General features: G+C 72.1%; 22 protein-coding genes and 1 pseudogene. 9 read left to right on the forward strand and 14 right to left on the reverse strand.

Going from position 1 to position 19,142, the window contains the following annotated elements; all coding sequences use genetic code 11:
• Window positions 1–67 precede the first annotated feature (67 nt).
• From P3T27_RS23620 to P3T27_RS23645, 6 genes are all read right to left on the reverse strand, one after another.
• Window positions 68–616 carry an arginine repressor gene (locus P3T27_RS23620; protein WP_280681647.1) on the reverse strand — a complete coding sequence of 183 codons (549 nt, stop codon included), beginning with the start codon at window positions 614–616 and terminating at the stop codon, window positions 68–70.
• A gap of 23 nt (window positions 617–639) precedes the next feature.
• A complete protein-coding gene (locus P3T27_RS23625; protein WP_280681649.1) occupies window positions 640–1,845 on the reverse strand; it encodes an acetylornithine transaminase in 1,206 nt (401 codons plus the stop codon).
• A complete protein-coding gene (gene argB, locus P3T27_RS23630; RefSeq protein WP_280681871.1) occupies window positions 1,842–2,717 on the reverse strand; it encodes an acetylglutamate kinase in 876 nt (291 codons plus the stop codon). Before argB ends, P3T27_RS23625 begins: the two co-directional genes overlap by 4 nt.
• Before the next feature lie 102 nt (window positions 2,718–2,819).
• On the reverse strand, window positions 2,820–3,974 hold the full coding sequence (argJ, locus tag P3T27_RS23635) for a bifunctional glutamate N-acetyltransferase/amino-acid acetyltransferase ArgJ (protein ID WP_280681873.1): 1,155 nt from the start codon (window positions 3,972–3,974) through the stop codon (window positions 2,820–2,822).
• Window positions 3,975–3,988: 14 nt separating this feature from the next.
• Window positions 3,989–5,017 (reverse strand): N-acetyl-gamma-glutamyl-phosphate reductase, encoded by a 1,029-nt coding sequence (argC, locus tag P3T27_RS23640; protein WP_280681651.1) that lies wholly within the window; start codon window positions 5,015–5,017, stop codon window positions 3,989–3,991.
• 129 nt (window positions 5,018–5,146) lie between these two features.
• Window positions 5,147–6,346, reverse strand: coding sequence for a methyltransferase (locus P3T27_RS23645; RefSeq protein ID WP_280681653.1), 1,200 nt, complete (start codon window positions 6,344–6,346; stop codon window positions 5,147–5,149).
• A gap of 82 nt (window positions 6,347–6,428) precedes the next feature.
• Between P3T27_RS23645 and P3T27_RS23650 the strand changes: the two genes are divergently transcribed.
• Both P3T27_RS23650 and P3T27_RS23655 read left to right on the forward strand, forming a co-directional pair.
• On the forward strand, window positions 6,429–6,833 hold the full coding sequence (locus tag P3T27_RS23650) for a VOC family protein (protein WP_280681655.1): 405 nt from the start codon (window positions 6,429–6,431) through the stop codon (window positions 6,831–6,833).
• Window positions 6,834–6,883: 50 nt separating this feature from the next.
• A complete protein-coding gene (locus P3T27_RS23655) occupies window positions 6,884–7,258 on the forward strand; it encodes a S4 domain-containing protein (protein WP_280681657.1) in 375 nt (124 codons plus the stop codon).
• Window positions 7,259–7,263: 5 nt separating this feature from the next.
• Here P3T27_RS23655 and P3T27_RS23660 read toward each other — a convergent pair whose 3' ends face one another.
• Both P3T27_RS23660 and P3T27_RS23665 read right to left on the reverse strand, forming a co-directional pair.
• A complete protein-coding gene (locus P3T27_RS23660) occupies window positions 7,264–7,770 on the reverse strand; it encodes an FBP domain-containing protein (RefSeq protein ID WP_280681659.1) in 507 nt (168 codons plus the stop codon).
• Between the two features lie 161 nt (window positions 7,771–7,931).
• Complete coding sequence (locus P3T27_RS23665; protein ID WP_280681661.1) at window positions 7,932–8,816, reverse strand: SAM-dependent methyltransferase; 885 nt, start codon at window positions 8,814–8,816, stop codon at window positions 7,932–7,934.
• 275 nt (window positions 8,817–9,091) lie between these two features.
• Between P3T27_RS23665 and P3T27_RS23670 the strand changes: the two genes are divergently transcribed.
• Window positions 9,092–9,997 (forward strand): polysaccharide deacetylase family protein, encoded by a 906-nt coding sequence (locus P3T27_RS23670; RefSeq protein WP_280681663.1) that lies wholly within the window; start codon window positions 9,092–9,094, stop codon window positions 9,995–9,997.
• A gap of 21 nt (window positions 9,998–10,018) precedes the next feature.
• Here P3T27_RS23670 and P3T27_RS23675 read toward each other — a convergent pair whose 3' ends face one another.
• On the reverse strand, window positions 10,019–10,837 hold the full coding sequence (locus P3T27_RS23675) for an SDR family oxidoreductase (RefSeq protein ID WP_280681665.1): 819 nt from the start codon (window positions 10,835–10,837) through the stop codon (window positions 10,019–10,021).
• A 282-nt stretch (window positions 10,838–11,119) separates the two neighbouring features.
• On the opposite strand from P3T27_RS23675, the gene P3T27_RS23680 reads away from it, so the two are divergent.
• The 3 genes from P3T27_RS23680 (at window position 11,120) to P3T27_RS23690 (ending at window position 14,025) form a co-directional block, all read left to right on the forward strand.
• Entirely contained in the window at window positions 11,120–11,989 is an 870-nt protein-coding gene (locus tag P3T27_RS23680) for a 3-hydroxybutyryl-CoA dehydrogenase (protein WP_280681667.1), read from the forward strand.
• Between the two features lie 124 nt (window positions 11,990–12,113).
• Window positions 12,114–12,740 carry an HAD family hydrolase gene (locus tag P3T27_RS23685; RefSeq protein WP_280681670.1) on the forward strand — a complete coding sequence of 209 codons (627 nt, stop codon included), beginning with the start codon at window positions 12,114–12,116 and terminating at the stop codon, window positions 12,738–12,740.
• Between the two features lie 100 nt (window positions 12,741–12,840).
• Window positions 12,841–14,025, forward strand: coding sequence for a helix-turn-helix transcriptional regulator (locus P3T27_RS23690; protein ID WP_280681674.1), 1,185 nt, complete (start codon window positions 12,841–12,843; stop codon window positions 14,023–14,025).
• Window positions 14,026–14,254: 229 nt separating this feature from the next.
• Here the strand turns inward: P3T27_RS23690 and P3T27_RS23695 are convergent, their stop codons facing one another.
• Window positions 14,255–14,614 (reverse strand): hypothetical protein, encoded by a 360-nt coding sequence (locus tag P3T27_RS23695; RefSeq protein ID WP_280681676.1) that lies wholly within the window; start codon window positions 14,612–14,614, stop codon window positions 14,255–14,257.
• A gap of 199 nt (window positions 14,615–14,813) precedes the next feature.
• Between P3T27_RS23695 and P3T27_RS23700 the strand changes: the two genes are divergently transcribed.
• The 3 genes and pseudogenes from P3T27_RS23700 to P3T27_RS23710 form a co-directional block, all read left to right on the forward strand.
• The gene (locus tag P3T27_RS23700; protein ID WP_280681678.1) at window positions 14,814–15,296 is read left to right on the forward strand and encodes a hypothetical protein; all 483 of its coding nucleotides are present in this window, start codon (window positions 14,814–14,816) and stop codon (window positions 15,294–15,296) included.
• A gap of 41 nt (window positions 15,297–15,337) precedes the next feature.
• Window positions 15,338–15,505, forward strand: a complete 168-nt coding sequence (locus tag P3T27_RS23705) for a hypothetical protein (RefSeq protein WP_280681680.1) — start codon at window positions 15,338–15,340, stop codon at window positions 15,503–15,505.
• Window positions 15,506–15,553: 48 nt separating this feature from the next.
• Window positions 15,554–15,655: pseudogene (locus P3T27_RS23710) on the forward strand (3-hydroxyacyl-CoA dehydrogenase family protein); the annotation flags it as partial.
• 66 nt (window positions 15,656–15,721) lie between these two features.
• Here the strand turns inward: P3T27_RS23710 and P3T27_RS23715 are convergent.
• The 4 genes from P3T27_RS23715 to P3T27_RS23730 all read right to left on the reverse strand — a co-directional run bounded on the left by P3T27_RS23715 (window position 15,722) and on the right by P3T27_RS23730 (window position 19,077).
• Window positions 15,722–16,564, reverse strand: a complete 843-nt coding sequence (locus P3T27_RS23715; protein ID WP_280681682.1) for a chitosanase — start codon at window positions 16,562–16,564, stop codon at window positions 15,722–15,724.
• Window positions 16,565–16,742: 178 nt separating this feature from the next.
• Window positions 16,743–17,717 (reverse strand): ABC transporter permease subunit, encoded by a 975-nt coding sequence (locus P3T27_RS23720; protein WP_280681684.1) that lies wholly within the window; start codon window positions 17,715–17,717, stop codon window positions 16,743–16,745.
• A complete protein-coding gene (locus P3T27_RS23725; RefSeq protein ID WP_280681686.1) occupies window positions 17,714–18,640 on the reverse strand; it encodes an ATP-binding cassette domain-containing protein in 927 nt (308 codons plus the stop codon). Before P3T27_RS23725 ends, P3T27_RS23720 begins: the two co-directional genes overlap by 4 nt.
• On the reverse strand, window positions 18,640–19,077 hold the full coding sequence (locus P3T27_RS23730) for a GntR family transcriptional regulator (protein WP_280681688.1): 438 nt from the start codon (window positions 19,075–19,077) through the stop codon (window positions 18,640–18,642). The genes P3T27_RS23725 and P3T27_RS23730 overlap by 1 nt, the downstream gene beginning before the upstream one ends.
• Window positions 19,078–19,142: the final 65 nt, after the last annotated feature.

Below are 19,142 nucleotides of genomic sequence, written 5' to 3' on the forward strand. Positions count from 1 at the left end.
TACTCCGTATGAAACACAAAACCCCGGCCGGTGGAATCCACCGGCCGGGGTCTGCGGGGGTGCCGCGCTACTGCGCCTTGGCCTGGGCGAGTTGCATGAGGTGGTCGGCGAGCGCCTGACCGCCCGCCGGATCGCGGCTGATCAGCAGGACGGTGTCGTCGCCGGCGATGGTGCCGATGATCTCGAACACCTCGGCCTGGTCGATCGCCGAGGCGAGGAACTGCGCGGCCCCCGGCGGGGTGCGCAGCACCACCAGGTTGCCGGAGGCCGTCGCGGAGACCATCAGCTCGCCGGCCAGCCGGGCCATCCGGCCCTCGCTGGCCGACTCCCCCATCGGAGCGCGCGGCGTACGGTCGCCGCCCTCCGCCGGGACGGCGTAGATCAGCGCGCCGTCCCGGTTGCGGATCTTGACCGCGCCCAGCTCGTCCAGGTCCCGGGAGAGGGTCGCCTGGGTGACCACGAGTCCGTCGTCGGCGAGCAGCTTGGCGAGCTGGCTCTGCGAGCGCACGGGCTGGCGGGTGAGCAGGTCCACGATCCGCCGGTGGCGCGCGGTGCGGGTCTGCGGCACCTGCGGCGACGGGCTTGCGGCGGACGGGCCGGACTGGGAAGCGGTCATGTGATTATTCTCCCGGACGACGGTCAACTCGCATCGGCCGGGGCGCTCTCGCGCACCGCCTGCAGGACGCCCGGCAGCGCGGCGAGGAAGGCATCCGCCTCCTGCTCGGTCAGCACCAGCGGCGGGGCCAGTCGGACGGCGTCCGGGACGGCCGCGTTGACCAGGAAGCCCGCCTCCTGCGCGGCGGCCTGCACCTTCGCCGACACCGGCTCGGTGAGCACGATGCCGAGCAGCAGGCCGGCGCCGCGCACGTGCGAGACCAGCGGGTCGCCGATCGCCTCGACGCCGTGGCGCAGCCGCTCGCTCAGCTTGCGGACGTGCTCCAGCAGGCCCTCGGACTCGATGGTGTCCAGCACCGCGAGCCCGGCCGCCGCGGCCACCGGGTTGCCGCCGAAGGTGGTGCCGTGCTGGCCCGGGGTGAGCAGTTCGGCAGCCTCGCCGAAGGCCAGCACCGCGCCCATCGGCAGCCCGCCGCCGAGCGCCTTGGCGAGGGTGACGACGTCCGGCTCGACGCCCTCGACGGCCTGGTGGGCGAACCAGTACCCGGTGCGGCCGACGCCGGTCTGGATCTCGTCCAGGACCAGCAGGGTGCCCGTCGCCCGGGTGATCTCGCGGGCCGCCCGGAGGTAGCCCTCGGGCAGCGGGACGGCGCCGTTCTCGCCCTGGATCGGCTCCAGGAAGACCGCCGCGGTCTCGGTGGTGACGGCCGCGCGCAGCGCCTCGACGTCGCCGAACGGGACGTGCGTGACGTCGCCGGGCAGCGGGCGGAACGGCTCCTGCTTGGCGGGCTGGCCGGTCAGCGCGAGGGCGCCCATCGTCCGGCCGTGGAAGGCGCCCTGGAGGGCGACCAGGTGGGTGCGGCCGGTCCGGCGGCTGATCTTGAACGCGGCCTCGTTGGCCTCGGCGCCGGAGTTGCAGAAGAACACCCGGCCGCCCTCCCGGCCGTCCAGCGCCAGCAGCCGCTCGGCGAGGGCGATGGTCGGCTCGGCCATGAAGAGGTTGGAGACGTGACCGAGGGTGGCGATCTGCCGGCTGACCGCCTCGACGACCGCCGGGTGGGCGGTGCCGAGGGCGTTGACGGCGATGCCGCCGAGCAGGTCGGTGTACTCCTTGCCGTCGGCGTCCCAGAGCTTGGCGCCGGCGCCGCGCACCAGCGGGATCCGCGGGGTGCCGTAGTTGTCGGTGAAGGTGTGCTGCCACCGGCCGGTCAGTTGCTCGTTCGCGGTCATGCCAGTCCCCCGGTCACCATCGTCTCGTCGTCCGGCACGACCATCGTGCCGATGCCCTCGTCGGTGAAGATCTCCAGCAGCAGGCTGTGCTGCACCCGGCCGTCCAGGACGCGGGCGGTGCCCACCCCGGAGCGGACGGCGCGCAGGCAGCCCTCCATCTTGGGGAGCATGCCGCTGGCCAGGCCCGGCAGCAACTCGTCCAGCTCGCTCGCGCTGAGCTGGCTGATCACGTCGTCGGAGTTCGGCCAGTCCTTGTAGAGGCCCTCGACGTCGGTCAGGACCACCAGCATCTCGGCGCCGAGCGAGACCGCCAGGGCGGCGGCGGCGGTGTCGGCGTTGATGTTGTAGACGTGGCCGTCGGCGCCGCGGGCGATCGAGGAGATGACCGGGATCCGGCCGTCGGCGATCAGCGCCTTCACCGCGCCGGCCTCGATGTTGACGATGTCGCCGACCAGGCCGATGTCGACCTGCTCGCCGTCCACCACCGCGTACCGCTTGACCGCCGTCATGGTGTGCGCGTCCTCGCCGGTCATGCCGACCGCGAACGGGCCGTGCCCGTTGAGCAGGCCGACCAGCTCGCGCTGCACCTGGCCGGCCAGCACCATCCGGACCACGTCCATGGTCTCGGGGGTGGTGACCCGCAGCCCGTTGGTGAAGTTGGACTCCAGGCCGAGCCGGTCCAGCTGGGCGCTGATCTGCGGGCCGCCGCCGTGCACCACGACGGGGTGCAGGCCGGCGTAGCGGAGGAAGACGACGTCCTGGGCGAAGGCCGCCTTGAGGCCCTCGTCCACCATGGCGTTGCCGCCGAACTTGATCACGACGGTCTTGCCGTGGAAGCGCTCCAGCCACGGCAGCGCCTCGATCAGCGTCATCGCCTTGGGCAACGCGGTGTTGTTCCGGGCCTGTTCGCCCTTGGGTGCGATCTTCACGGGTGTCCCTCGTCCGAACGGGTGTCGCGCGTCAGGTGTCGCGGATCAGGTGGAGTAGGCGCTGTTCTCGTGGACGTAGTCGGCGGTGAGGTCGTTGGTCCACAGCGAGGCGCTCGCCGTGCCGGCGTTGAGGTTCGCGGTGATGACGACCTCGCGGCCGCTCATGTCCACCAGGTCGCGGTCCTCGCCCACGCTGCCGCTCCGGCAGACCCAGACGCCGTTGATGGCCACGTCCAGCCGGTCCGGGTCGAAGGCGGCGTCGGTGGTGCCGATGGCGGCCAGCACCCGGCCCCAGTTGGGGTCCTCGCCGTGGATGGCGCACTTGAGCAGGTTGTTGCGGCTGATCGTCCGGGCGACGTCGACGGCCTCGCCCTCGGTGGCGGCGCCGGTGACGTCGATCCGGATCTCCTTGCTGGCACCCTCGGCGTCGGCGATCAGCTGGCGGGCCAGGTCGGCGCTGACGGTGCGGACGGCTTCGGCGAACTCGGCCTGGTCCGGGGTGACGCCGGAGGCGGCCGAGGCGAGCAGCAGCACGGTGTCGTTGGTGGACATGCAGCCGTCGGAGTCGATCCGGTCGAAGGTGGTACGGGTGGCGCCGCGCAGCGCGGCGTCCAGGGCGGCGCCGTCCAGGTCGGCGTCGGTGGTGATCACGACCAGCATGGTGGCCAGGCTCGGAGCGAGCATGCCCGCGCCCTTGGCCATGCCGCCGACCGTCCAGCCGGCCGGGCTGGTGACCTGGGCGGTCTTGTGCACGGTGTCGGTGGTCTTGATGGCGATCGCGGCGGCCTCGCCGCCGGTCGCGCTCAGCTCCTGGGCGGCCAGCGTGACGCCGGGCAGCAGGACGTGCATCGGGAGGCGCTCGCCGATCAGACCGGTGGAGGCGACGGCGACCTCGCCGGCGTTGAGCTTCAGCTCCTCGGCGACCTTCTCCGCGGTGGCGTGGGTGTCCTGGAAGCCGAGCGGGCCGGTGCAGGCATTGGCGCCACCGGAGTTGAGGATCACGGCGGAGACCTGGCCGCCCTTGAGGACCTGCTCGGACCAGAGGACCGGCGCGGCCTTGACCCGGTTGGCGGTGAAGACGCCGGCGGCGGCGAGCGCGGGGCCGTCGTTGACCACCAGGGCGAGGTCCGGGGTGCCGGAGGCCTTGATGCCGGCGGTGACGCCGGCGGCGCGGAAGCCCTTGGCGGCCGTCACCCCCACGTTCGTGCTGCTGCTCACGGTGCGACTCCGTTCACGGGAAGGCCCAGCTCCTCGGGCAGGCCCAGGGCGATGTTCATGCTCTGCACCGCGCCGCCCGCGGTGCCCTTCACCAGGTTGTCGATCGCGCTGATCGCGATGATCCGCCCGGCGGTGGCGTCCAGCGCGACCTGGACGAGGGCGGTGTTGGCGCCGTAGACGCTGCTGGTCTGCGGCCACTGCCCCTCGGGCAGCAGGTGGACGAACGGCTCGGCCGCGAACGCGTCGCGGTAGGCGGCGCGCAGGCTCGCGGCCGTCACCCCGGGCTTCGCCTTGGCGGAGCAGGTGGCGAGGATGCCGCGCGGCATCGGGACGAGGGTCGGCGTGAAGGAGACGGTGACCGGCTCGCCCGCGACCGGGGTGAGGTTCTGCACCATCTCCGGGGTGTGCCGGTGCACGCCGCCGACGCCGTACGGGCTGACGCTGCCCATGACCTCGCTGCCCAGCAGGTGGGTCTTGGCGGCCTTGCCCGCGCCGGAGGTGCCGGAGGCGGCGACCACGACGGCCTCCGGCTCGGCGAGCCCGGCCGCGTACGCCGGGAACAGCGCCAGAGACACGGCCGTCGGGTAGCAGCCGGGTACGGCGATCCGGTTGCTGCCCTTCAACGCGGCCCGGTGGCCGGGCAGTTCGGGCAGGCCGTAGGGCCAGGTGCCGGCGTGCGCGGAGCCGTAGAACTGCTCCCAGTCGGTGGCGGCCCGGAGCCGGAAGTCGGCGCCGCAGTCGACCACCAGGACGTTGCCGCCGAGCGCCTCAGCGACGGCCGCGGACTGGCCGTGCGGCAGCGCCAGGAACACCACGTCGTGGTCGGCCAGCACCTCGGGGGTGGTGGGTTCGAGGACGCGGTCGGCGAGCGGGATCAGGTGCGGCTGGAGCGCGCCCAGCCGGGTGCCCGCGTTCGAGCCGCCGGTCAGCGCCCCGATCTCCACCTCGGGGTGGCCGAGCAGCAGGCGCAGCACCTCGCCGCCCGCGTATCCGCTCGCGCCGGCGACGGCGACTCGCAATGCCATGGCGTTCCTCCTTTGTCGTGGCATGAATATACGCAGCACGGAACATCCATGCAAGAAGCTCCTGCCGGGACCGCGGAGAACGCCCGAAAACCGCCCCTCGCCCGCCCGGCGGACCGGGCGGGCGCCGGACTACCGCTTGACCGCGCGCAGCACCACGAACTTGGGGTTCCCCGCCACCAGTTGGCAGTTGCCGAAGAGACGGCGCAGCTTGACGTGGTAACCGAGGTGGCGGTTTCCGACCACCCACAGCTCCCCACCCGGCTTCAGTGCCCGCCGGGAACCGGTGAACATCCGCCAGGCGGTGGCGTCCGTGGTGGCCTGATGCGAGTGGAACGGCGGATTGTTCAGGACGAGGTCCACCGAACCCGGGGCGATCACCTCCGCCGCGAGCGCGTCGGCGGTCAGGAACTCGGCCCGGGCGTCCGGGCCCAGGTTGGTGCGGAAGGTCTCCTCCGCCGAGGCCACCGCCTGGTGGGACTCGTCGACGAACACCAGCTCCATACCCGGCCCGGCCAGCGCGGCGGCCGTACCGACCACGCCGTTGCCACAGCCCAGGTCGACCACCCGGGCCCCGGGGGCGGGGGTCGGCAGGTGACCGAGGAAGAAGCGGGTGCCGATGTCGAGGCGCTCGGCGCAGAAGGTGCCGGCGTGGTTGACCACCGTGCGCCCGGAGACCGGGCCGACGTCCGGCGGCAGCGCGTAGCGGTGCGGCCACGGGCTGGGGCCGGGGTCCAGCGCCGGGTCCGGGGTGCAGAAGATCAGCCGGGCCTTGCGGGCGGCGAGCGAGGTGCGGGTCGGGCCGAGGATCCGCTCGAAGAGCTGGAGGGTCGAGGTGTGGATCTCGGTGACCATGCCGGTGCCGATCACCACGGTGCCCGGGTGGACGGCGGGGGCGAGCCGGTGCAGCTGGTCCTCCAGCAGCGCCAGGCTCTTGGGGACGCGCACCAGCAGGACGTCGATCCGCTCCGGCGGGGTGTCCCGGGTGGTGCGCAGCCGGGCCGGGTCGGCGGGGGCGCCGGCCCGGGCCAGGTTGGCCAGGGTGGCCCGGCGGCCGAGGTGGGAGTCGACGATCTGGACCGGCTCGTGGGCGGCGAGCGCGGTGGTCAACGCGCCCCAGCGGTCGCCCAGGACGACGATCCGGCGGCCGGCGAGGTCCGTGGCGCCGTCGGCGCCGTCCGCCTCGCCCGCGAGGTGGCGCAGCAGGTACTCGTCGGCGGCGTCCCAGGCCCGCAGCCGCTCGCGCGGGTCCTCGGGGAAGCGGGTGAGGTCGAAGACGCCCCACGGCGTGCTGAACGGGGTCGCCGCGGCGGGCGTGATCTCGGGATTCATCGTGTTCTCAGGCTATCCGACACCCCGACGGGGAACCGTTTCGACGGATACTGAAAGAGCCCGGCCGAGAGGGGTGAGGGCGATGGACTGGAAGCTCGAGGTCTTGGTGGTCCCGGTGTCCGACGTGGACCGCGCGAAGCTGTTCTACGAGGAGCGGGCCGGCTTCACGGTCGACCACGACACCCGGCTGCGGGACGGGGTCCGGGTCGTCCAGCTGACTCCCCCGGGCTCGGCGTGCTCCATCGTGGTCGGCACCGGGGTGATCACGTCGCCGCCCGGATCGGTGAAGGGGCTGCAGCTGGTCGTGCCGGACATCGAGCGGGCCCACGACGAACTCGCGGCGCGGGGCGTCGAGGTCAGCCCGGTCCAGCACTTCGAGGCGGGGCTGCGGGTGAACGGGCACGGGGAGGCGTGGAACTCCTTCGTGTTCTTCAACGACCCGGACGGCAACGGCTGGGCGGTCCAGGAGGAGCCGCAGGCGGCTTAGCGCCCGGGTCGGCCCGGCCGGTCTCGGCCCGCGCTGGGTAGGCTCCAGGGATGGCTGAACACGAGGGAAGCGTGCGGGTGGACAGCTGGATCTGGTCGGTCCGGCTCGCCAGGACGCGGGCGCTGGCGGCCGCCGCCTGCCGGGCCGGGCACGTGCGGGTGAACGGCGAGCGGGTCAAGCCGGCCCAGGCGCTGCGCCCCGGGGACGAGGTGCGGGTGCGCGAGGAGGGCTACGAGCGGGTCGTCGTGGTGCGGAAGCTGATCCGCAAGCGGGTCGGCGCCACGGTGGCGGCGGAGTGCCTGATCGACAACAGCCCGCCGCGGCCGCCGCGCGAGGTCGTCGTGGCGGCCGGCGAGCGGGACCGGGGCGCGGGGCGCCCGACCAAGCGCGAACGGCGCGACCTCAACCACCTGCGCGGGCGCTGATCCCGTCAGGGCGTGGTGTCGCCGAGCACCTTGGCGAGGAAGGCGTCCAGGTTGCCGACCGTCCGGTCGATCTGCAGCTCCAGCGGCAGCGACTCGTCCGGCCTGGTGATCAAGGTGGACTTCTTCAGCCCGCGCACGTACAGCGAGCAGGCGAGGTCGGCGCAGATGTACGTGCCGACGGTGTTGCCCTCGCGCCCGGCCGCCCCGGCCCGGCGGCCGGCGAGCAGCGCGACGCCGGAGCCGGCGTGCGCGGTGATGCACAGTGAGCAGACGTTCGTCTTGGTGAGGCTGCGGCGGATCGTCGGCACCCGCAGCGTCACGCCGACCGGCTCGCCCGCGTACGGCGCCACCAGGTACGCCCGGTCGGGCGCGCCCTGGTCCCGCCAGCCGAGGAAGTCCAGGTTCTGCCAGGGAAGTTCGGCCAGGCCCCGGGGAAGGCTGAGCCGACGGGCCTCGCCCTTGGAGCAGTTGACGAAGGACGCGCGGATCTCGTTCTCGCTCAGGGGTTCCATGCCGCGGAAGCTAACACTCGCCCGGGCCCGGTGTCGCAGCAATTTCTCCCGATACGTCCCCGGGGCCGGGTGACGGGCTGTCAGTGCTCGACCCTAGAGTTCGGTGTGCGGGCCCGGTCCCGGCGCAGGAGGGAGGCGCCGGGACCGGTCCGCGGGTGGGGCTACTTCTTGAAGGCGACGCCCGCGTAGGCGGAGACGTCCTGCCAGCCCTCGGGGAGTTCGGTGGTCGGGACGTGGCCGGAGGTGGGGCGCCAGAGCGGGAGCTGGACCAGGCCGGGGCCGGCGAACTCGAAGTCGCCGAAGAAGGGTTCGACGTCGGCGCGCGGGCGCAGCACCAGGGGGGCGCTGGCGCTGCGGTAGATGCGGGTGCCTTCGGCGGCGCTCTCCCGGGAGGCGAAGTCGGGGCTGCCGTGGGAGAGGATCAGCGCGCTGCCGGGGGCGAGCGCGTCGCGCAGGGTGCGGACGATCTGCTGGGCACCGTCCTCGTCGCGGATGAAGTGCAGCACGGCGACCAGCATCAGCGCGACCGGCTCGGACAGGTCGACGGCGGCGCGCAGCCCCGGGTGGTCGAGGATCTCGGCCGGGTCGCGCAGGTCGGCCTCGATGACCGAGGTGTGCCCGGCGGGGTGACCGGCCAGCAGGGCGCGGGCGTGGGTGGCGACGATCGGGTCGTTGTCGACGTACACCACCCGGGCGTCCGGGGCGACCCGCTGGGCGACCTCGCTGGTGGAGCCGACGGCCGGGATGCCGGTGCCGATGTCGATGAACTGGCGGATACCCCGACCGGCGGCGAACTCGACCGCGTCGCCGAGGAACCGGCGGTTGGTGCGGGCCAGCAGCGGCAGCGCGGGGTAGGCGGCTATGGCGGCCTGGGCGGCCTTGCGGTCCGCCTCGAAGTTGTCCTTGCCGCCCAGGTAGTAGTCGTACATCCGGGCGGTGTGCGGGACGCCGGTGTCGAGCTCGCTCGGCGGCTGCCAGTCGTCCGCTCTGGCCCAGTCCCAGTCGGTGCCGGTGGCCTCGCCGACCGCCGCGGTGTCCTCGTGCATCCTGTTCCGCCCCCCAATGCAATGCTCACTGCCGGACATGGTCACCGCCGCGGCGGTCGGCGGGCCCGTCCGGTACGGCCGGTTGACCCGCCTCCGACCCCGCCATCGTTGCGTGGCGTACGGTGCGCCGTGATCGTATCCGACGACACGCCGGGGAAACAGCGGGAGTTCAGGTTTACGCAACACCCGGCCGGTGGAGTGTGTGCACGTCAACGGCGGTATCCGGACGCTCCCCGGATCGCCCCGGAGGTCCGCCCTCTCTATGCTGACTGCCGATGACTGCCGACCGCCGCACCGTACTGCGCACCGCCGCCCAGCTGGCCGCCCTGACCGCCGCCGGCGGGCTCCTGACGTCGTGCACCAGCGGCACCCCGCATCGGGCCGACACCGGAACGCTCGCCGTGCACCCGGGCACCGTCGACCCGCAGCACACCACCGACCCGGCCTGGAACGGCGGCGAGGGCCCGGCCTCCGCCGCGCCGAGCGCCCCGCCGGAGCCGCAGCCCACCGCGACCGAAACGGCCACCGCGGCCGCCACCCAGCCGCCGACGCCGCCCGTGCTGCCGCCGCTCGCCCCCGGCACCCCGGTCGAGGTGGTGAACGGGCCGCGCACCGGCAAGAACGTGGCACTCACCGTCCACGGCAGCGGTGATCCGAAGCTGGCCACCGCGCTGCTGGAGGCCGCCGAGCAGCGCGGCGCCAAGCTGACCGTGATGGCGGTCGGCAGCTGGCTCGACCAGCAGCCGCAGATGGCCCGCCGGATCCTGGACGCCGGCCACGAGCTGGGCAACCACACCCAGAACCACCTCAACATCTCCGCGATGAGCCCCGACCAGGCGCGCGCCGAGATCGCCCAGTGCGCCGACCGGCTGCAGCGGCTCACCGGCTCGATCGGCCGCTGGTTCCGCCCGTCCGCCACGCAGTACGCCAACCGGATGGTGCGCGAGCAGGCCAGGGCGGTCGGCTACGAGCACGTGCTCTCCTTCGACGTCGACCCGCGCGACTACAACGACCCGACGGCCGCCGAGCTGCAGCGCCGGGTGCTGGGCTCGGTGCGCGGCGGCTCGGTGGTCGCCCTGCACATGGGCCACCAGTGCACGGTGGACGCGCTGCCGGCCATCCTGGACGGCCTCGCCAAGGCGGGCCTGAAGCCGGTGACCGCCAGTCAGCTGTGCGCTTAGGATCCCGCCACCCGGGCCTGTTCAGCCCATCGGGTCGTCCTCCTTGTACGGGCGGAGCCGCAGCGTCCGGGCGTCCGCCGTACGGATCTCCTCGGCCCGGTTGACCAGCTCCTCCAGGTCGTCCCGCTCGGCGTGGATGAACCGTCCGTGCAGGCCGTCGAAGCGGCCGCGGGCCACGTCCGCGGTGACCGCGACCATGTACGGGATGGAGCCCCAGGTCTTCTTGTCCTTGAACATCGGCATCCCGGCGGTCATGTCGGTGGCCACCGCGCCCGGGCTGATGTCGAGGATGACGACGCCGTGCTGGGCGAGCGAGTCCGCCATGTTGTCGGAGAGCTGCAGCAGCGCGCCCTTGGAGGTGGCGTACGCGGTGTAGTCCCCGTCCGGGCGCAGCGCGAAGCCGGAGTTGAGGTTGACCACCCGGCCGTGCCGCCGGGACACCATGCCGGGCAGGACGCAGCGCAGCAGGTTGTAGGGGCCGCGCAGGTTGGTCTCGATCACCTGCCACCACTGGTTGGCGTCGGTCTCCCAGAGCGGCACCTCGGCGCGGTCGACCAGGCCGGCGTTGTTGATCAGCAGGTCGACCGGGCCGAGGTCGCGTTCGACGAGCCGGACGGCCTCCCGGACCGAGCCCGGGCGGGTGACGTCGGCGGTGACGGCGACGCCCCGGGAGCCGTGCCGGACGCACTCCTTGAGGGTGTCGGTCAGCGTCTCGTGGGTACGGCCGACCAGGCCGACGGCCATGCCCTCGGCGGCCAGGCCGATGGCGATCTCCCGGCCGATGCCCCGGCCTGCGCCGGTGATCAGGGCGACCTGTCCTGTGAGCGATACCGTCGACACCACGTGCTCCCTTCCCGTCCCCGGCCCCCGTCTGCGGCATTCTCGCGGCCACCGGGCGGGCGCGGCCCCGGGCGCACGGGCGGCGGGCGCGGCCTCACCCGATCGGGCGATCGGAAGCGGTGGCACCCGCCCGGGGAGGGGGTGACCTACTGGCCGGTACGGAGTAGTAACGTCGTCGGGGCGGTGACCGGTGCACCCATACCGGTACCCCGGCCCGCAGACCAGCAGCTCGCTGGGCCACCAGTCGCTGGGCGACCCCCAGCACCACCGAAGGGCAACTGAGTGAGTGACATCGCGCGCGTCGGAGTGATCGGCTGCGGCCTGATGGGGTCGGGCATCGCGGAGGTCTTCGCCCGGGCGGGGCTGGACGTCCTGGTGGCGGAGGCCAGCGGTGAGGCGCTGGAGTTCGGCCGCACCCGGCTGACCAACTCCCTGGACACGGCGGTCAAGCGCGGCAAGCTGACCCCCGAGCAGCGGGACGAGGCGATGGCCCGGCTGACCTTCACCGTCGAGCTGTCCGACTTCGCCGACCGAGACCTGGTGGTCGAGGCGGTCGCCGAGCGCGAGGACGTCAAGGTCAAGATCTTCCAGACCCTGGACCAGGTGGTCGAGCGCCGCGACGCGATCCTCGCCTCCAACACCTCCTCGATCCCGATCGTGAAGCTGGCCGCCGCCACCTCCCGCCCCGAGCAGGTGATCGGCCTGCACTTCTTCAACCCCGCGCCGGTGCAGAAGCTGGTCGAGGTCATCCCGACCCTGACCACCTCGGCGGTCACCACCGAGCGGGTCGAGGCCTTCGCCTCGCAGGAACTCGGCAAGGAGCCGATCCGCGCCCGGGACCGGGCCGGCTTCGTGGTCAACGCGCTGCTGGTGCCCTACCTGCTGTCCGCGGTGCGGATGTTCGAATCGGGCGTGGCCACCGCCTCCGACATCGACAAGGGCATGGAGGCCGGCTGCGCCCACCCGATGGGCCCGCTGCGGCTGTGCGACCTGATCGGCCTGGACACCATCGTCTCGATCGCCGAGTCGATGTACGACGAGTACAAGGAGCCGCTGTACGCCGCTCCCCCGCTGCTCTCCCGGATGGTCGACGCGGGCCTGCTGGGCCGCAAGTCCGGCCGCGGCTTCTACGACTACACCGCGAGCGCCTGACCTGCACGAACGCACCTCAGTTAGCTGGCGCCCAGTCAGCACAATGCGGTGTGGCCGAGACCTCGAAGGTCTCGGCCACACCGTTTGATCTTGCCCTGGAAGGCCCCCGTATAGGCTCAACTCCATGCGCTCTGTGGTGTTCGACATCGGCGAGACCTTGACCAGCGACACCCGCTACTGGGGCGACTGGGCCCGGTGGCTCGGCGTCCCAACACACACGATGTCGGCTCTGGTGGGGGCCGTACTTGCCCATGGCCGCGACAACGCGGACGCGATCCGGATCGCCCGGCCGGACGTGGACGTGGCCGCAGAGTGGCGGGCCCGGGAGGCTGCCGGACAGGGAGACCACCTCGAGGAGTCGGACCTCTACTCGGACGTGCGCCCCGCGCTGGCCAGGCTGCGGGCGGCCGGGCTGTGGGTCGGGATCGCAGGCAACCAGAACTCGGGCGTGTCGGAGCTGTTGCGCGCGCTGGACCTGTCGGCCGACGCCATCGCTACGTCCGGAGAGTGGGGGGTGTCCAAGCCGAGCCCGGCCTTCTTCGAGCGGGTGACGACGTGGGCGCCCGGTGAGCCTCACGAGATCGTGTACGTCGGCGATCACCCGGCGAACGACGTCACGCCGGCCCGGGCGGCAGGTTTGCGCGCCGCGCATCTTCGCCGGGGGCCGATCGGCCTTACGACCAGCGCGTCAGACGCGGACTGGACGGTCACCTCGCTGACCGAGCTGGCTGAGTTGCTCGTCGGCCCGTAGCAGGACCGCACCGACGGCATGACCGTCGGGGCGAATCCGCCCAGCTCCCGCTCGGGCGCCGGTACCGTTCCGCGTGCGACCACGGAACGGAGGCCGGACTATGCCCGGAACGACTGCTGCCGCACTCGGTCTGCGAATCGAAACCGCGCGCAAGGCTGCGGGGTTGAGTCGACGCCAGGTCTGGGAGTCATCTGGCGTCAGCGTCAGCATGATCCGCAAGGTGGAGGATGGCGAGCGCCGGCCCAGTGACTCGGTACTCGATGCGCTGGCCAGGACGATCGGGACCGCCCCGGAGGACCTGACGGAGGGACCGCGGCGCACGGATAGCAGGGTGCACCAGGCTATCCCTGAGCTGCAGCGTGTCATCGCCGCCTACGACCTGCCGGACGACGGCCCGGTGCGGCCGGTGTCCGCGATCGCGGGCGACGTCGATCGGACTGTCGATGACCGGGTGCAGTCCCAGTACGTCAGTCTCGCCCAGCAGATACCGCCCCTGCTGGCGGAGCTGTTTCGCGCCGTTGATCAGGCGCGCGGCGTTGAGCGTGAGCGGGCCGCGCGGCTCTTGGCGCTGGCGGTCAGGTCGGCAGACGCGGTGGCCTACAAATACGGCTACCGGGACTTAAGCGCCCGGCTGGTCGAGTTGATGCGGTGGGCGGCGGGGCTCACCAACGACCCGGCGCTGGAAGCTGCTGCCGCCTACGTCCGCATGGAGACGTTCTTCTCCGCAGGCCAGCTCGATCCTGGTCTGCGGTCGCTCCGGGCCGCAGCCGACCAAATGCCGGCGCCAACGACGGAGCCGCTGGCCGCTGCGGCTGCAGCGCTTCACATGCGGGCAGCAGTCGTGGCTGGACGAATGCGGCGCCCGGACGCGGCCCGAGAGCACCTTCGGGACGCCGAGGTGCTGTCCCGACGCGTTCGGGAGGGACTGTACGACGGGACCGCGGTTGGTCCGGACTCGCTGGAGATCCACCGGCTCTCGGTGGCAGTCGAGGTCGGCGAGCAGGAGGACCTCCGGGCGGCGGTGGAGACAGCGGCCCGGTGGGCGCCCCCGCGGGACCTCCCCGCAGAACGGCGGTCGCACTACTACATCGACCTCGGGCGCGCCCAGATGACGCTGGGACAGCCGCAGCACGCGAAGGAGTCGCTGCTGGTGGCGCGGCAGATCGCGCCCCAGCATGTTCGTGAACACGGCCAGGTGCGTGCGGAGTTGGCCACGATGGTCCGGCTGTCTCGTGGCCGGGACGAGCAGCTGCTCCAGTTCGCGCGGTGGGCCAAGGCGGTCTGAGGGGGTGCCACAGGTTGTGGCACTTTCGGGGATGGCTGCCGGGGACGCTTAGTGGCGTGACGGGGACAGCGAACCGGCAGGTTGTCGACCCGGGGTCAATAGGCCCCGCGCGGCTCCACGGGGAGGCGTGCATCAGCTGTGGCTCTCCTGAGCCTCCGATGGTTGCGGCTGGCCACGTCTACACGTCGACCGGCTCCAGGACGGCGCCGCTCGGCTGGGCTGTTGTTGCTCACCCGGCTTGCGCCGAGGAGGACCCGCGTTGATCGATGACGACCTGACCGTTTCGGTGGACAGCCGCTTGGAGCCGGTCACCGCGCCGGCGCTGCAGGCTCTGGACATCCTGTGGCAGACGCTGCGCGAGCTGCCGATCGGCGAGTACCAGCTGCGGGCGATGGAGCGGCTGGTGGGCAGCGGCGACACGCGCGACTTGGAGCGCTGGATGCACGGCGACGAGGCCACCGACTGGACGCTCGCCCTCGAAGGGGATGCCGTCGCTGTCGCGCGGGTGTCGTACGGCGACCGCCTGACCTGTCGGCAGCGCGTCGCCGCCCGCTACCGCCCGGAGCTGGTGGAACGCCCAGCTGGCCACCCCGACCAGTGGGTCGCCCTGGATCTGGTGACCGGCTACCCGGCTACCGAGCGGCCTACGAGTAGACCCGCCTCGGGACAGATCCGACCGTCCGCACGGCGGTCGTCGAACACTGCCCTGTTCTCGTTTCCTCCCAGCCTGGCGACAACACCGGGTCCGGGAGGTAGCGCCACTCGATATCACCGAGAGGAGCATCATCATGATCAGCTCGCCGATTCCGCTCGTGAGCGCGACGACGTTCGGCTCTGTCGTGTCCACCGTGCTCGACAACAACGAGGGCATGACGGTCGAGATGGCGGAGCGCATCGTTCGCGAGGCGCTCGCGTTCGTCGTCACCGGCGCCCGGCGCCCCCACCTGGCCATGGCGCCGAGTCGCATCGTGGACGAGGGCTGGCACGCACTCATCGTCCACACCGAGGTCTACTCCGAGTTGTGCGCCCGTGAGGGCGTGTTCGTCCACCACAGTCCCGGCTTCGACCCGGACAACTTCGACCCGAACATCCTGGATCAGACCCAGGACGCCATTCGGGCCGCCGGGTTCGAGGTCGACCCGGAGCTGTGGCGGGCGCCCACGGACGACTCCCTCGTATCCGTCGCGGCGAACTGCCAGCACGCGCCGCGCTGCAAGATCCGGCCCATGCCGAAACCGGAGAAGCCCTGCAACAAGCCGGCCGTTGCCTGACGGACGCGTACGCTGCCGGACAGTCGACAGGAGGTTCTCCCATGGGTGAGTACATCAACCCGCGCTACGCGCACGTTGTCGAGTGGTACCGGCAGCAGCAGGTGAGTCCCGACCCGGAACAGGCGCTCGGCCGGCCAGTCTTCCGGGCTGACGACGAGCCTGTACCTCCTCGTCTCGGGTTCCTCATGGAACCGGTCCCGAGCGAGTAGCACGCCCCTGGCCGGCCGTACGGCGACACGGCCGGCCAGGGCCTGCCGCCGCTGTACGCCGCTCCCCCGCTGCTCTCCCGGATGGTCGACGCGGGCCTGCTGGGCCGCAAGTCCGGCCGCGGCTTCTACGACTACACCGCGAGCGCCTGAGCACCGGCCGGCGGACGGCGACGGGGCCCGGGAGCATGCCGCTCCCGGGCCCAGGCCTACGTCACGTCAGCTGTTGATGGCGTAACTGTCGCCGTAGACCTTCCACTTGAGCGGCGGGTTGAGGTCGAAGTTCTTCGCGTTGAGGAAGACCGACTGCTCGGTGTCGACCCGGCTGGTGTCGGAATGCGCCTCCTCCTTCTTCATGACCACCTTGCGGGCGTCCAGGAAGGCCTTGAGGTAGGTGGCCTCGTCGCCGCCCTGGGCGGGGGTCTTGGCCTTCTTCATGGCGGCGGCGCGGATGCCACCGAAGCTGTCCGAGCTGTTGCCGGGGCCGTGCATGACGATGGCGTCGTAGTAGGCGAACTGGCCGAGCGCGCGCAGGCCGTCCGACTTGGCCTGGTTGACGGAGGGGTTGAAGTACACCCGGTCGCGCTCGTCGTCCTGGGCCTTCTGGAAGACGGTGTCCTTGGCGGCGGTGGCCCAGTCCTTGACGAAGGGGGTGCCGAGGCCGGAGTGCGAGGCGCTGCCGTTGACCTTCTTCAGGGCCGGCAGGTACTTGGCGAGGATGTTGCCGGGCTTGAGGTCCGTGTAGTGCTGGACGAGGTCGAGCATGTCACCGGTGCCGGAACAGAAGCCGATGATGCCGGCGGTGTAGCCGCGCCCGTCGCCGATGTCCTCGATGTACTTGTACTGGGCCTTCCAGTCCAGCGAGGAGTTCTCCGCGCTGGACACCAGCTGCATCGCGATGTCCTTCTTGTGCGGGTCGTCCAGCCCGACTCCCTTGAGCTGGACGGATGCCGCGGCCGCCGGGGCGGCGGCGGCCGCGCCGGCGGCCGCGACCGTGGCGGGTGCGGCCACCAGGGCGGCGGCGAGGGCTATGCGCAGGGCACGGTGGTACTGGGGACGCATACGATGCTCCGTTTCCTCGGGCGGTTAGGAAACTTTCCTAACGGGAAATTAGCGCCTCGAACCCCCGCCTCCGCAAGGGTTTTGACAGAACCTCTTCAAATTTCTTCGCTACCGGACGAAGGGCCCGGAGGCGGCCGCCACGGCAAGGGCTTTGACCGACCGTCCTCGATCTCTCCGCTCAGACCGCCCGGCGGCGCACCCACCAGACCGTCGCCGCGCACAGCGCCACCGCGAGCAGGAGCATCCACCCCAGCTCGATGAACTGGAACGACCAGTAGCGCCCGTCCGGCTGGTACGTCTCGTGCACCGAGTAGCCTCCCTCGCTCACCAGCTTCTGGGCGCCGTAGTAGTCGTGTCCCAGGTCGTAGATCTCACCACTGCGAATCCGATTCCCGGCCGGGTCGGCGTACCACACGCTCAACTCCCAGCGGTGGTCGACCGAGGACTGGGCCAGCGTGTGCACCGTCTCCTCCAGCGGGGTTCGGTAGTGGAAGCGCAGGGACTCGGCCACCAGAGTGGTCACGACCGAGGCCACCACACCGATCCCGACCGCCACCACCGTCCGCCGCAGCACCGCGCCCGCGAGCGCGGCCACCGCGAAGACCAGCAGGACCCGGCCGACCAGGGCGGGCGGAGCGGCCGAGAAGAGCAGGGGCAGGAAGCGGCCCGACTCCCCCGCCATCGGCGCGATCCACCAGCTGAACACCACGGCCACCAGTACCGTCGCGGCCGCCAGCACACCGCCCACGACGGCCAGCACACCCACCGTCCACCGGGTCCGCCCGGCCCCCTGGGTCCAGGCGAAGCGGACCGTGCCGTGCTCGAACTCCCGCGCCAGCAACGGGCCGCCCACGAAAGCGCCGAGGGCTCCGCCCAGGAAGTAGACGATGTTCCCACCGACCGTCAGCTCGGTACCGTACTCGCGCAGGAACTCCTTCCACCGCTCGTTGCAGGCCCGCGTCGTCATGTCGCAGCCACCCGCACCGGAACGCTCGAACCCGGCGTGCAGGAAGTACCCGGTGACGGCCAGCAGCAGGGTGAGCCCGGCGAGGACGCCCAGCAGGGTCCGCAGCGCGGACCGGTGGCGGAGCCAGGCCGCCCGGATCGCGCCGCTGCGGGGCAGCGCGGCGGGAACGGCGGTGACGGCACTCATGACAGCATCGCTTTCTCGGACGTACGGACGGCCCCGCGCGGGCCAGGCAGGGCGGAGACGGCCGGCTCGCGCAAGTAGGAGAGCACCAGCTCCTCCAGGCCGACACGCTGTTGGCGCCAGCCCCCGGAGACCGGCGCGTCCACGCCGCCGGTGCGGACCAGCAGGTGGGACTGGACGCCGGCCCGGCGGTCGCGGACCACCGGCAGGCGGGCGGCGAGCTCGTCCGCCTCGGCCGTCGGGCCGGTCAGCATCCGGTGGCCGCCGACCAGGTCGTCCACCTCCCCCGCCACCTGGACCCGGCCACCGCCGAGCACCACCAGGTAGTCGCAGGTCTGCTCCAGCTCGTTGACGGCGTGCGAGGAGAACACCACCGACAGGCCGTCCTCGGCCACGGCCGTCAGCAGCACGGCCATGAAGTCGTGCCGGGCCAGCGGATCCAGGGCCGCCAACGGCTCGTCCAGCAGCAGCAGTTCAGGACGCTTGGCGAGGGCCAGGGCGAGCGACACCTGGGCCTGCTGGCCGCCGGAGAGCCGGCCGTACTTGCGGTCCAGCGGGATGCCGAGACCGTCCAGGTGGGTACGCGCCCGGGCCCCGTCCCAGCGGCGGTTCAGGTGGCCGCCCATCCGGAGCAGATCGCGGACGGGCAGGCCCGGGTAGAGCGAGGCGTTCTGGGCGACGACGCCGATCCGGCCCAACGCCTCTGGTGAGCCCGGGAGTTGACCGCCGAGGACGGACAGCATGCCCTCGCTCGGCAGGGTCAGGCCGGCGGCCAGGCCCAGCAGGGTGGACTTGCCGGCGCCGTTCGGGCCGACCAGCGCCACCACGCGCCCGGCCGGGACGGCGAGGTTGCAGTCCCGCAGCGCCCAGGAGCGGCGGTAGCGCTTACCCAGCCCGCCGCAGTCGATCACCGTGTCCGCGGCCATCAGGCCACCACCCCGTCCCGTCCCTCGCGCAGGTCGCGCAGCGCGTCCTCGAACACCGCGACCATCCCCCCTTCGTCCAGCCCGGCGTTCCGCGCCGAGCGCATCCAGTCCAGCAGCCCCCGCCGCAGCGCGGCCCGTTCGCGCAGCGGCACCACTCCGGCGGGCAGCCCACGCACGAAGGTGCCCTGACCGCGCCGGCCGACCGCCAGGCCGCGGTGCTCCAGTTCGCGGTACGCCTTGAGCACGGTGTTGGGGTTGATCGCCAGCCCCGCCACCACCTCGCGTACCCGGGGCAAGCGGTCCCCCTCGGTCAACCAGCCCATCCGCAGCGCCTGTTCGACCTGCTGCACGAGTTGCAGGTAGGTCGGGACACCGGAGGCCGGGTCCAGACGGAACTCGATCGGGGAGGGCTGGTCGGCACCTTTGTCTAGTTCCATAGTTAATGAGTTAAGTGGCGATGGCGACGGGCCGTCAACCCAAGGAAAGGCAAAGGGCCCCGCCC

Origin of the sequence: Kitasatospora sp. MAA19, assembly GCF_029894125.1 — a bacterium.
Lineage (GTDB): Bacteria > Actinomycetota > Actinomycetes > Streptomycetales > Streptomycetaceae > Kitasatospora.

Coding starts and splice junctions, on each gene's coding strand:
- P3T27_RS23705 (WP_280681680.1), top strand. CDS start 15,338: ATGGGTGAGTACATCAACCCGCGCTACGCGCACGTTGTCGAGTGGTAC.
- P3T27_RS23685 (WP_280681670.1), top strand. CDS start 12,114: ATGCGCTCTGTGGTGTTCGACATCGGCGAGACCTTGACCAGCGACACC.
- P3T27_RS23660 (WP_280681659.1), bottom strand. CDS start 7,770: ATGGAACCCCTGAGCGAGAACGAGATCCGCGCGTCCTTCGTCAACTGC.
- P3T27_RS23670 (WP_280681663.1), top strand. CDS start 9,092: ATGACTGCCGACCGCCGCACCGTACTGCGCACCGCCGCCCAGCTGGCC.
- P3T27_RS23730 (WP_280681688.1), bottom strand. CDS start 19,077: ATGGAACTAGACAAAGGTGCCGACCAGCCCTCCCCGATCGAGTTCCGT.
- P3T27_RS23650 (WP_280681655.1), top strand. CDS start 6,429: ATGGACTGGAAGCTCGAGGTCTTGGTGGTCCCGGTGTCCGACGTGGAC.
- argC (WP_280681651.1), bottom strand. CDS start 5,017: ATGGCATTGCGAGTCGCCGTCGCCGGCGCGAGCGGATACGCGGGCGGC.
- P3T27_RS23700 (WP_280681678.1), top strand. CDS start 14,814: ATGATCAGCTCGCCGATTCCGCTCGTGAGCGCGACGACGTTCGGCTCT.
- argB (WP_280681871.1), bottom strand. CDS start 2,717: ATGACGCTGATCGAGGCGCTGCCGTGGCTGGAGCGCTTCCACGGCAAG.
- P3T27_RS23625 (WP_280681649.1), bottom strand. CDS start 1,845: ATGACCGCGAACGAGCAACTGACCGGCCGGTGGCAGCACACCTTCACC.
- P3T27_RS23690 (WP_280681674.1), top strand. CDS start 12,841: ATGCCCGGAACGACTGCTGCCGCACTCGGTCTGCGAATCGAAACCGCG.
- P3T27_RS23715 (WP_280681682.1), bottom strand. CDS start 16,564: ATGCGTCCCCAGTACCACCGTGCCCTGCGCATAGCCCTCGCCGCCGCC.
- P3T27_RS23645 (WP_280681653.1), bottom strand. CDS start 6,346: ATGAATCCCGAGATCACGCCCGCCGCGGCGACCCCGTTCAGCACGCCG.
- P3T27_RS23620 (WP_280681647.1), bottom strand. CDS start 616: ATGACCGCTTCCCAGTCCGGCCCGTCCGCCGCAAGCCCGTCGCCGCAG.
- P3T27_RS23725 (WP_280681686.1), bottom strand. CDS start 18,640: ATGGCCGCGGACACGGTGATCGACTGCGGCGGGCTGGGTAAGCGCTAC.
- P3T27_RS23720 (WP_280681684.1), bottom strand. CDS start 17,717: ATGAGTGCCGTCACCGCCGTTCCCGCCGCGCTGCCCCGCAGCGGCGCG.
- P3T27_RS23655 (WP_280681657.1), top strand. CDS start 6,884: ATGGCTGAACACGAGGGAAGCGTGCGGGTGGACAGCTGGATCTGGTCG.
- P3T27_RS23665 (WP_280681661.1), bottom strand. CDS start 8,816: ATGCACGAGGACACCGCGGCGGTCGGCGAGGCCACCGGCACCGACTGG.